This window comes from Microvirga sp. HBU67558 (genome assembly GCF_018069605.1).
GTDB classification, from domain to species: domain Bacteria; phylum Pseudomonadota; class Alphaproteobacteria; order Rhizobiales; family Beijerinckiaceae; genus Microvirga; species Microvirga terrae.
In genome coordinates this window covers 48,354-59,376 of the sequence record NZ_JAGPUP010000538.1, presented here as the reverse complement: position 1 = coordinate 59,376, position 11,023 = coordinate 48,354, and the positions used below count along the sequence as shown (strand labels likewise).

The window sequence follows — 11,023 nt, the reverse complement described above, 5'->3', positions numbered from 1 at the left end:
GCGGCATTCAAGCTGGGGGCTGCGGCAACGGCGGCGGAGCATCGCATCGTCTACAACCAGACGACGGGCGAGCTGTTCTACGATGCCGACGGGGCCGGCGGCGCGGCGCAGGTCAAGTTCGCCGTGATCGCTAACTATGCGCAGCTCAGCGCAGCCAGCTTCTCCATCTTGTGAGATTCTGTAGGCGGCGAAGCTCTGGGCTCGCTTCCGCCGCTCAAGACAGTCCCGGGTCGCGGCGGAGGTTGCGCCCTTCGCGTGCTCGCGGGGCTTTCTGCTTGGCCGAAGGGGGCTGTTATTCCGGAACTCGAGCTTCCAAGTTGCCCATAATCGGCCGCTTGTGAGAGGTATTGACAGGCCGGGAGGGTAGGGGACTTCGTGTGCAGAAATGCAATTATGAAGGCGACGGTTGGTGGGGCCCTACTCAGGACGCCTATGACACCGATGACCTCGCCTGTCCGAGATCGCTTGGTAAGCAGACATTCTCAGGCAGGGACTAGCTGCCGCGTCTGTCCCCGAGCAGACTTTCGTGCTTCCGAGACGCTTCATTCGAACCGATGCCCAGACGCCGGACAGGTGACGCGCCTGCGGGTTGCTGCCTTCAGGAGCTTGCGGAAGGTTGGACATTCCAGGTGCGACGGAGCGGGACATTCGGCTACGTGCCGAAGCGCATCCCGCAACACCCGTAGGTCGGCCATCTGGCGCTGCAAATCATCCGCCTTGGCGTGCAACTGATCCCGGGGGATGTCGGGCCGGCCGTCCTTGCCGAACATGCCCGCAATCTCGGTGAGGGAGAAGCCTGCCGTCTTCCCGAGTTCGATCAGCGATAGCGTCAGAAGAACGTCGGCGTCGAATTGCCGTCGCAACCCATGTCGGCTGATCGAGCGGATCAAGCCGATCTCCTCGTAGTAGCGCAGCGTCGAGGGCGGCACGCCCGAACGTTCGGCAACCTCTCCAATATCCATCATTCCCAGGCTTGACCTCAAGTTGACTTGAAGTCGTAGCCTCTCTCGAATCGTCACTTCGAGCAAGAGGCATGTTATGGCTAGCACCACAATTCCGCGGCAGACACAGGTCTGGAGAGACCCGCGAGCAATCGCGCTGCTGATGGCAGCATCGCTCACGACCATGGCCAATGCCACGATCAGTCCCGCGCTCCCCGGGCTGGAACGCCTGTTCGGGGAAGACCCCAACGCGGGGATGCTGGTACGCCTGCTGGTGCCGGCGCCCTCAATCAGCGTCGCTATCTTCGCGCCGTTCGCCGGTCTCGTCGCTGATCGGTACGGTCGGCGGCGGATGCTCCTCGCCGGGGTCGTTCTCTTCGTGATCGCCGGATGCGCGGGGTTGTTCCTTCCCGACCTCCCAACCGTCTTTGCCAGCCGTCTGGTACTGGGACTGGCTGTCGCTCTTATCATGACGGCGCAGACCGCGCTCATTGGCGACTACTTCACTGGGGACGAGCGGAGCGCGTTGTCAGGAATTCAGATATCAGCTCGGAACTTCGGGGGGCTCGTGTTCATCTCGCTCGCGGGATGGTTCGCGGCGATCTCGCCGCGTCTGCCCTTCGTCATCTATGGAGTTGCCGCAGTCTTCCTGCCGTTGATGTGGAAGGTCATTGTCGATCCGCAACGCACCTCGTCCGCTCCCCATGCCCGTCTGGAGGAGAGTTCCTCCGATCCTTCATCATGGAGCCTCGCCTTCGCGCTGCTCGTGCTACTCCAGGCCGTGACGAACATGATCTTTTTCGTCATGCCAACCCAATTGTCGTTTTTCTTCGCAGTGGCAGGCTGCAGCAGCCCAGTGATGACCGGCTCAGCGCTCGGCATCTTGATGCTCTCCGGCGGCAGCCTTGCGCTCCTGTATGGTCGGGTCCAGCGGGCCATCGGCTACGCTGCCGTCTTCGCCCTGGGCTATGGTGTGATGGCGCTTGGGTTCGTGTTGCTGGCCCTGGCGGCGACGCCTTTGGCATGGTTCGTTGCAGCCGCGGCCATCGGCGCAGGCTATGCATTGGTCTCGCCGAGCTTCGTGACCCTTGCTTTGGAACTTGCTCCCATCCGGCGGAGGGGAGCGGCAGGCGGTGTTCTGGCAGCTTCCGTATTCATCGGCCAGTTCTGTTCGCCTCTCCTGAGCACACCACTGGTCGCGACGTACGGCTACGAGGGGTTCTTCTACATCACCTCATCGCTTGCCGCCGCGATGGCCGGTGCGGCCGTCTTGAGGGCCGCGGCCTTGAGATTGGGTGGCCTAAGCTGCCTTAGGGGTATCTATGGCAAGAGATAGACTCGAAGTCATTGCCTATCACGAGGCAGGTCACGCTGTAATAGCGTGGGCCTGCGGCCTAAATATTCAAGGATCAGCATTGTCCCTAGCGGAGACAGTGACGGCCACATCCTCCTGAACTTCTCGGATGAGCAAAAAAGCAAGATCGATGATGGCGATCTGACAATTCATCGATCGCTGTCTCTCGTTGGCGTCGGCGGCATGGCAGCCGACGTCACTCATTGGGGCACGTACACTGGTTATGATCCCGAAAATTACATTGAAGGTGTCTCCAGCGACCATACGAAAGTATCATACCACCTCGCCCGGTTAGGCACTCCTGGAGAGGACACGTTTCAGTTTTATGCAGCTTTGGCGTTTCATAGGTTCACAAAAGACGTCAAGACATGGTCGGTGGTGACAAGCCTCGCGCTGATATTACTTTGAATCCCGACGCTTACAGAATCGAACCTTTCTAACTTCCAGATGGATATTCCCAAGCTCGATCAAGCTTACCGGAACTGGTTCGAGCGCTTCCGGCAAAACTTGAGTACCGGTTTCAGAGAGATGCTGGAATTCCGAGGCGTGTACTAGCAGATCCCTATTGGAGACGCAGTTCAGGATGGAAGGCTCACGAAGCTGATCGTTTCGACGGGACCACTTTTCGGGCAGACTTGATGTTAGGGGATAGTAGACCCGTTAATATTAGAACCACGACAAGCAGAACGGCAGTGCCAACCCCGCGCATGACTCCCAGGGTAGATAGTGTGGCACCTTCGATCGTTTCAGGTGCCACGAGTAGCGTCACGACAAACATGTCAAACACGGCTAGCATCACCAGCCATGCCATGTTCACAGATTTGATCGAGCGATTAGCAGGAGCCGTCATCCGTTATACTCGGTGTCGATGTAGAAGTCGCCGTCGTTGAGAACTGTGAATTGGATCCAACCATCACGGCGGGTTGTCAGAACGTGCCGCCGCTTGCCTGTCGTACGCACTATGGCTCCAAGAGCCTGGGTCATTGCCCTATAGTCCGGAATTGTAAGCTGGGTGTCATGGACGATCGGCTTATCGGAAATGACAATCGCTCGCGGCCTGCGGTATTTGAATACATCGAGGCAGAAGCCGTTCTCGCGCCCGTGGTGGGACGCCACCAGGACGTCAACACTACTCAGTTCTGTTCGAAAACGTGAGGGAGCTCGACACCGCGAAACGAGTGCTGATCGAGACCATCGTCCACGACGACGGCTCCAGTCTTGCCGGGGGCAAGGATTACGATCAGGACGGCCACAACTACCGCGACAAGGTCAACGCCGCGTAGGCGCCCGGGCAGGAATGGGAAACCTTCGAGGAGCACCGCGACGCTGCCAACAACAAGACTTGGCAGATCTACAAATACTACGGCCCGACCGTCGAACAGGAGCGGATCGTCGAGTGCGGCTGGGACTACAGCGGACAGCCATGGACGCGGACGGAACTGACCCGGGACGGCCTGCTGCGGGAGACCAGGCTCGAGACCTGGTTCGACAACGGCACGCGTACGGTCAAGGAGTGGAACTGGTCCGGCCAGACCTGGGACTGGCGCGAGACGCTCTACAGCGGCAGCACGCGGCTTACCGAGTGGGAGCAGTACGATGGGCAGCGCCATATCTACCGCGAGTGGAAAGGCGGCGCCGCCTTCGACGAACGCGAGACGCGCACCAACGCCGGCGGCATCATGTACTATCAGCACGTCGTCACCGGCACCCAGAAGACGGTGCATCTGTGGGACGTCGATCAGGCTCAGCCGTGGGCCGAGCGGATCACCACGACCGTCAACGGCGTGATTGGTCGGATCGAGACGATCTATGGCGATCATAAGACCGTCGAGGTCCGCGATCTGACTGGTACCGAGGAATGGACCAAGCACATCCAGGAATGGCGTGGCCCGAACTTCAAGAACAAGGTCGAGAACAAACATTATGACGGCAATAAGCTCATCAACAAACTGACCTGGGACTTCAACGGGGAAGACTGGGAATCGGAGGAGAAGCGCTACGATGACGGTACGGTCCACTACCACAAGATCGTCAACGACGATTCCCTGACAATCGTCACCGAGACGGACACCAACGGCAGCGACAACTGGGAGACGAAGATCACCAAGTCGCGCGAGTTCACCAGCACCATGAAGACCTTCGCCGTCATCACGAAATACGACAGTGCTCCCACCGAGAGCGGCATCACCTTCGACGAGTTCGTCAAGCTGACCGATCACAAGGGCGTCGAGATCTGGTTCGAGAACCACATTCGCGCCAATAACGGCACTCCGGTGTTCGGCTACATCACGGACGAAAACGGCAATGGGATGAGCGTCACGTACCTACCGGGCAATCTCGAGAAGGCACGCGCCTGGGAGGGTTTGGACCCTGTCTTCTAGCAAGGACCCCGGCAGGGGAAACCAGGATCTGGACGTCGCGCGGATGCCGCGATGCGCGGCTGAACTTCGAGGAGGGGATCACCTTCGCTGATTCTCGAACGGACAGAGGACGAACCTATCCCACATTCTTCGCGTTCATCGATCGTCCTGAGGTCATGACCTCGGCGCAGACCGGCAGTGATGCCTGGGCGGTGGATCAGCCTGGAGACCGGGACGCCTGGGTGCAGCTTGACTCTGGAAGACCAAGCAGCGGCATGCTTGCGGCGCTGTACGTTCAAAAGCCCAAAGCCTCGGATGGCCTGGCCTATCTGTTCGGGACGACATCAGTCTAGATCCCCAAACGACGACTTTCTGTGAGGACGTGGGCAGAGCATGCGTCCTCCGACTGTCCTGCAAAACCCCAGAAGGAGCTCAGCCTTGGCCCTTCGGCCCCCACATAAGGGCCATTGTGGGCGGCTGACCTGGAGGAGAAACGACAACTCGCTAAGCTGGCTCGGTTCACACAGCCCAGCTTCCCGACTAGCATGCGCTTGGAGGTTTACATCGGCATCATATGCGATTTGGAGCATTCGGTATCGGTGTGCTCGGCACAGCCGCTTGGTTACTCGGCGGTAATATCTTCACAGTCTTACGCTAGAACGAAGTCTCCAGGGCCAATATCGATACTCTTGGCGACGATCTTGAAGCAAGCTATATTCGAAGATCATAAAATAAAGGTTTATTATCGTTAAAGAAAAATAGTCTCTGTGAGGTCTTCATTCCATGTCTCTGATTATCAAAACCACCAATAATCGTATTAATCAAATTTTTTATCGTTACAGGCAATATCTTATCTGGTGACAAAATTGTTAAAGTCGATGCTAAGCTGGTGAGTTTTCCGCAGGACCCGTGACATATCAGAAGTATATTGCACTTGCAGCGTCCGATCCAAGCAACCCGAGGGATCGAAAACTTAAAGTCGTGACAATTGCGAGATACATCTGTGGCGAAGCAAAAAGCTTGGCTGAAACGGAACGATACGCCGTGAACCCTTTGATATTGGCGAGGCTCAAAGGCCTTGAGTTTGAAAGGTTCTGCGACAACACAGAGGAATTTGTTACGTTTTTGAGCGTCGCATAAGCGAAGAGACGTGACCTAAGGAGTGTCGCATTGCCGATGCCTTCCCTTACGTTAAGTTTAGTGTCCTGATTGAACTGTCTCATAAGTTGTGTAGCATCGGTCCTCGTTTTGGAACGGACACCGTCAGTGAATATGAGGCCTTTCGACCCTGACCAGCGCAATCTCGTCCGTTCTCCACTGGACAACGAGAACATTCTGAGCGGACAGTTCTGGGGCGAGCTGCGGGTGTTCCTGGCCGTCGCCAAAGCCAAATCATTCAATCGGGCCGCCGAGATCCTCAACACCAGCCAGCCGACGGTCAGCCGCCAAGTCAAACGGCTTCAGGACCTGATGGGGTCGCAGCTCTTCGTTCCGACCCAGCACGGGGTGAAGCTCACGCCCAAGGGGCAGGCTTTGGCACAGGCCCTGACAGCCCTTGATCACTCCCTCTTCGCGCTCACCAATGATTTGAGAGCTGAGACCAAGGACGCCGAGGGCGTCGTACGGGTCAGCATCACGGACGGTCTCAACACCTTTTTCGTGGCGCCCGGCACTTCTGCCTTCGCGGCAGAACATCCGAAGATCCAGCTCCATCTCAAAAGCCCGGCCAATGTGGTGAGCCTGCGGGATAATCAGACGGACATGATGATCGGCTTCAATCCGATTGAGGCCGCTGACATTTCCATGCAGAAGCTGGGATACCTGCATTTCATCCCGATCGTGGCGAAGTCCTACATCCAGCAATATGGAATCCCGACGCGCCTGAACCTGGTTCAGCATCTCTTCCTGCAGTCCGAGTTCTACTCGGCCAACACAGGATTGTGGGCGCCCTGGAACGGGGTCGTCTCGCAAGGTCAGGTCGCCCATTTCTGCGACAACTCGATGGCCTATGGCATGCTCGTCAAGGCGGGGCTGGGAATCGGGCTTCTCGGCAGCTACACCATTCTTGAGCCGAACGCGGTTCCGCTGGAGCTCGATGTCACGATCTCGGTCCCGATGTACGCCCTTGTTCTGACCGAGCGGCTGAACGCACGGCCCGTCCGCTTAGTCTTTGACTGGCTGTGTGAGATGTTTGGGCCGGCGAATCCTTGGTTTGCCCCGCGACTGCGCCTCGATCCGCCGCAGAGTCGGTTCGATAGCGGCATCAAGCTGCTCTTCAATCTGTGAATGCCGGCGTTGAAGATGAAGCCGGCTGATGCTTTCCGAGATGCCGATGTAGGTATTGCCGACGTCCTCGAACAATTCGGCCATTTCGAGCGGCACCCCGTCAGCCTCGAACAGCAGCTTCTGGAACGTGGCCGAATGCAGGGTCACCACCTGCTGGAGGTAAGACTGGAAATAGTCCATGATGACGCCTGCGTCAGCGTTGTTCAAATCCGGGAGGGCAGGGGATCCATTGAAGGTCATGATCCGACGACCTCGAACTCGGAGTGGACATCCCAATGCCCTTCGATGCGGAAGAGAATGGCGGCATCGGAGGAAGGCGTGATGGCGTTTTCGGGAGGAGTAAGATGCTTGACGAGTTCGACATAGGGCTCGTCATGCCCCTCGAAATAGAGAGGGTCTTTGCCCGGCGCCGGCATAAAGCCCAGCATCCGCCGCCACAGGCGAGCATGAAGAGGCTTGGCATGGGTGATCACACAATCGTAGCCCTTGCGGCTGATATGCTCAAAGATGAATTCGGCACATCGCTTGATCACCCGCGGATCCCGCCAAGTCTTGCGGAAGCTGGTGCGCTCCATCTTGGCGAAGTCTTTGAACCAGCGGATCCGGGCCGTTCCGATCGGCTCATCGCCGGCGTAAACGATGATGTGGGTCGCCTGGTAGTCGTTGCCGTCATAGGTCTGCCGGGCCGAGACTCCATTCTCTTCCATGAAGCAGATCGCCCGGATCGCATGGGCATCAAGGAGCTGCTCTGCGGTCGTGACGACCTCGACCCGGATTAGATTGTCGTGACGGCGGATGCGGGATGGTTCCTGATCCATGGCGGGGCCTTTGATCTGCCTGAAGAGTGCAGATAGGGAGCACGAGAGGCCGGGAATTCTGAAGATGCTGAGATGTATGACGGTTCTACATCAGTGTTGAACGGGAGCGGGTGATGACCCGACAGGATAGTCCTAGGACCGCAACCCTGGCTGAGCTATGCCACGAGGCAGTGCAACGCTATGGCGATGACTGGGGGCAGATTCAGGCCTATGTGGCCAAACGCATCGCCGCCATGCCTCGGGAAGACCGGGAGCGACTGACCGCCGATGTCGGTCGCCTTCTGTCCTTCTGCGCCCCAATCCGCTCGAGCGTCCTGCACTGAAGTCGTGCAGGGCTAAGGGGCAAATGCAGAAGTCACCGAATGAAGCCGACCGTCACATCGGCAAACGGATCCGCTTGAGGCGCATCGCCCTGGGCATGAGTCAGGAGAAGCTGGCGGACGCTCTCGGGCTGACGTTCCAGCAGATCCAGAAGTACGAGAAGGGGATCAACCGGATTGGCGCCGGCCGCCTCCATGAAATCGGGCTGATCCTGGGAGTCGATGTAACCTATTTCTTCGACGGCCTGCTGGGGCGCAATGCCTTGCTTAACGCCAACGACAACGTGCTCCATTTGGTCGCGAGCAATCCGCACGGTGCCAAGCTGATCGAGCTGTTCGCCAGTGTCGAGGACAGCAACATCCAACGGAGCATCGTTAAACTGGTGGAGGCGGTGCTGAGCGCGAGGGAGACCCTCAGATCATAAGGCCTGTTGCACGTGGCCCTCGGGCCCGGCGCCCTGATCTCCGGTGACGAGCCAGGCTCGACGTCTGTCATCAAGCTTCCATCCTGCGCCACGGCGCGGTTTCCGCCAGGCACTCCTTGTTTCCGCTGTCGATTCGGGATGACGCCGAGGGGTCGACGAGCTTTGCCATTCTTTGGCAATATGGGGCTGCAATCCATCAGGCTACGATGCTTCGACAGGTCCATCCTCTCTTCGCCAGAATTCTCATCCTCCTGCTGTTCAGCTTTTGCCCGGACGCCAGGGCACAGGTCGGCCTGAGTGACGAGTCCGAGCGGCCGCCCGACGCCAGGCTCAACCCGCACCTCGGGCCGGGTGGGGTCTATGCGAGGATCCCCGCGAGAGATGACCTCGGCCGTGATCAGTTGGCGATGTTCCGCACCTGGAACCCAGACCCGATAGGGCACCACGAGGCCAACATTCGCGCCCTCAACCCGGTTCTAGCCAGGGTTATCCTCAAGGTGCAGGCCGATAACCCCAGGTTGACCTTCGTCATCGGCTCGGGCAAGCGCGACGCCAAGCTTCAGCGCAAGGCGGTGGCTTGGGGCTGGTCGAGAACCCAGGGCAGCCCGCACCGCACCGGCGACGCGGTGGACTTGTGGCCGCTCGACCAGGACGGCCGCGTCTACTTTGATCCGGGTGTCCAGACCCGGATTGCGGAAGCCGTCGCAAAGGCCGCCGCAGCGCTGGGCGTGCCCATCCGCTGGGGCGGTCACTTCCACGGCTTCAAAGACATGGACCGCTCCCATTTCGAGCTCTCTTCGCGATAGGCGGAACATGGTTTTTCCGGTCATGGCCCGCATTCCTTATGAAACCCTCTCCTGCTCTCGTGGTTGATAGCCGGTAATCAAACGACTTCACGAGGGGAACCGGATGCTGAAACGCCCTCAGATGCAGGTTCAGCGGGTCTTCCCGCCATCTCCAGGTTAAGCTTTCCCTTTCATTCTCAGTCCTTGGTCCATGCCCGAGATCAGCGCTTCCATGCATTTCGCATGACGAATGCCCCCAGGCGGCGGAAACACCTGTCGCGGAAAGTTTTGCAATGTCTCCGTTTGCCGGTGGCCCATCCCAGAGCGGCCACACCCGATTCCCGTCCTTGCATGAGTTCGTGCTCCTCATTGCCCTTGTGATGAGCCTCGGATCTCTGTCCATCGACAACCTGCTTCCTGCCTTCGGGCCGATCCAGTCCGATTTCGGGATCGCCGATCCCAACGATCTCCAGATGCTGATCACGGCCTACATGGTGCCCTTTGCCGTCATGCAGACGGTCTATGGCCCTGTCTCGGATACGATCGGTCGGCGGCCCACGCTGATGATCGGGCTGGCCGTTTACCTCCTGGGAGGCTTCATCGCAGCGACAGCCACGAGCTTCGACATGCTGCTGATCGGACGCGCCGTTCAGGGTGCCGGCTTGGCTGCTACTCGCGTGCTGACGGTGGCGATCATCCGGGATCGCTTCGCAGGCCGTGAGATGGCACGCGTTCTCTCGATCACCATGATGGTTTTCATCATCGTGCCGATGCTCGCGCCCGCATCGGGCAGCCTTCTCCTGCTCCTGGGCACGTGGCGCATGATCTTCGCGACCATCCTGGGCTTTGCCGTGTTGGTGGCGGTGTGGTTCTCCATCCGCATGCCGGAAACCCTCCATCCGGAATATCGCAGGCCGTTCTCCTTCGACCAGATCGCATCCGCGGTCAAAGTCACGGTCTCCACGCGGGTCAGCATCGGCTATGCGACGGGCGTCGCCCTCATGATGGGCTGTCTCATGGCGTATATCGGGTCCGCACAGCAGATTTTCGAGACGGAGGTCTATGGGCTTGGAGCGCTCTTCCCTCTGGTCTTCGGGTGTATCGCGGCCTTCATGGGAGCGGCCTCGTTTACGAACGCGAGGCTTGTGCAGCGTCTGGGAATGCGCCGTCTGTCGCATATCGGCCTTTGCGGCTTCACGCTTGTTGCAGCTGTACAGCTGGGCGTGGCGCTTCTCTACGGCGGCCGGCCGCCCCTGCTTCTGTTCGCAGCGATATTCGCTCTCAACCAGTTCCTTTACAGCCTCACGGTGCCGAACTTCAATTCGATTGCGATGGCACCCCTGGCTGCCATTGCGGGCACAGCTTCGTCCTTCATCGGGTCCTACACCACGCTGGTCGGAGCTCTGTTCGGATTTTTCATCGGACGTTCCTTCAACGGCACGGTCGTGCCTCTCAGCGCGGGCTATCTCTGCCTCGGTGCGGCATGCCTGGCGGTGGTCCTCTGGACCGAGAGAGGGCAGCTGTCCCTCCGGAGCGAGCCCGATGAAGGAGGAGACGAGCAGGCCGTTCCGATTGCCGCGGAGTGAGGGCCGGCCGTGAATGGTGAGAAGACCCGGCCAAGCTGGGTTGACGGGCGAGGTCACTTTGCCAGAGAGCGCAAGTCAGCTCGCGGCAGAAGCGGGGTCCCGTCGTCACGGCCCTGCACTTGTGTCTGACGCTGCCTTGGCTGTTTGG

At 59.0% G+C, this 11,023-nt stretch carries 11 protein-coding genes; 9 read left to right on the top strand and 2 right to left on the bottom strand.

Going from position 1 to position 11,023, the window contains the following annotated elements; all coding sequences use genetic code 11:
• Positions 1–542: 542 nt before the first annotated feature.
• Positions 543–971, bottom strand: a complete 429-nt coding sequence (locus tag KBI52_RS19955) for a helix-turn-helix domain-containing protein (protein ID WP_173946969.1) — start codon at positions 969–971, stop codon at positions 543–545.
• A gap of 133 nt (positions 972–1,104) precedes the next feature.
• Here KBI52_RS19955 and KBI52_RS19950 point away from each other — a divergent pair, with 133 nt between their 5' ends.
• The 5 genes from KBI52_RS19950 to KBI52_RS19935 all read left to right on the top strand — a co-directional run bounded on the left by KBI52_RS19950 (position 1,105) and on the right by KBI52_RS19935 (position 6,941).
• A complete protein-coding gene (locus KBI52_RS19950) occupies positions 1,105–2,277 on the top strand; it encodes an MFS transporter (protein WP_247654517.1) in 1,173 nt (390 codons plus the stop codon).
• A gap of 45 nt (positions 2,278–2,322) precedes the next feature.
• On the top strand, positions 2,323–2,703 hold the full coding sequence (locus KBI52_RS19945; RefSeq protein ID WP_210810894.1) for a hypothetical protein: 381 nt from the start codon (positions 2,323–2,325) through the stop codon (positions 2,701–2,703).
• A 743-nt stretch (positions 2,704–3,446) separates the two neighbouring features.
• A complete protein-coding gene (locus KBI52_RS33495) occupies positions 3,447–3,578 on the top strand; it encodes a hypothetical protein (RefSeq protein WP_256439504.1) in 132 nt (43 codons plus the stop codon).
• Positions 3,579–3,974: 396 nt separating this feature from the next.
• Complete coding sequence (locus KBI52_RS19940; protein WP_210810893.1) at positions 3,975–4,676, top strand: hypothetical protein; 702 nt, start codon at positions 3,975–3,977, stop codon at positions 4,674–4,676.
• Positions 4,677–5,927: 1,251 nt separating this feature from the next.
• Positions 5,928–6,941 (top strand): LysR family transcriptional regulator, encoded by a 1,014-nt coding sequence (locus KBI52_RS19935; protein WP_247654519.1) that lies wholly within the window; start codon positions 5,928–5,930, stop codon positions 6,939–6,941.
• Positions 6,942–7,177: 236 nt separating this feature from the next.
• On the opposite strand, the gene KBI52_RS19930 is transcribed toward KBI52_RS19935, so the two are convergent.
• A complete protein-coding gene (locus KBI52_RS19930) occupies positions 7,178–7,759 on the bottom strand; it encodes a hypothetical protein (protein ID WP_173946937.1) in 582 nt (193 codons plus the stop codon).
• A gap of 113 nt (positions 7,760–7,872) precedes the next feature.
• Between KBI52_RS19930 and KBI52_RS19925 the strand changes: the two genes are divergently transcribed.
• From KBI52_RS19925 to KBI52_RS19910, 4 genes are all read left to right on the top strand, one after another.
• On the top strand, positions 7,873–8,082 hold the full coding sequence (locus KBI52_RS19925; protein ID WP_173946938.1) for a hypothetical protein: 210 nt from the start codon (positions 7,873–7,875) through the stop codon (positions 8,080–8,082).
• Positions 8,083–8,156: 74 nt separating this feature from the next.
• Entirely contained in the window at positions 8,157–8,504 is a 348-nt protein-coding gene (locus KBI52_RS19920; protein WP_247654516.1) for a helix-turn-helix transcriptional regulator, read from the top strand.
• Between the two features lie 206 nt (positions 8,505–8,710).
• Positions 8,711–9,310 carry a M15 family metallopeptidase gene (locus KBI52_RS19915; RefSeq protein WP_210810887.1) on the top strand — a complete coding sequence of 200 codons (600 nt, stop codon included), beginning with the start codon at positions 8,711–8,713 and terminating at the stop codon, positions 9,308–9,310.
• A gap of 272 nt (positions 9,311–9,582) precedes the next feature.
• Positions 9,583–10,875, top strand: coding sequence for a multidrug effflux MFS transporter (locus tag KBI52_RS19910; RefSeq protein ID WP_210810884.1), 1,293 nt, complete (start codon positions 9,583–9,585; stop codon positions 10,873–10,875).
• Positions 10,876–11,023 lie beyond the last annotated feature (148 nt).

Bases quoted from the DNA above. Each gene is read 5' to 3' on its own strand.
- KBI52_RS19930 (WP_173946937.1), bottom strand. From the start codon at position 7,759: ATGGATCAGGAACCATCCCGCATCCGCCGTCACGACAATCTAATCCGG.
- KBI52_RS19950 (WP_247654517.1), top strand. From the start codon at position 1,105: ATGGCAGCATCGCTCACGACCATGGCCAATGCCACGATCAGTCCCGCG.
- KBI52_RS19935 (WP_247654519.1), top strand. From the start codon at position 5,928: ATGAGGCCTTTCGACCCTGACCAGCGCAATCTCGTCCGTTCTCCACTG.
- KBI52_RS19915 (WP_210810887.1), top strand. From the start codon at position 8,711: ATGCTTCGACAGGTCCATCCTCTCTTCGCCAGAATTCTCATCCTCCTG.
- KBI52_RS19940 (WP_210810893.1), top strand. From the start codon at position 3,975: ATGTACTATCAGCACGTCGTCACCGGCACCCAGAAGACGGTGCATCTG.
- KBI52_RS19925 (WP_173946938.1), top strand. From the start codon at position 7,873: ATGACCCGACAGGATAGTCCTAGGACCGCAACCCTGGCTGAGCTATGC.
- KBI52_RS19910 (WP_210810884.1), top strand. From the start codon at position 9,583: ATGTCTCCGTTTGCCGGTGGCCCATCCCAGAGCGGCCACACCCGATTC.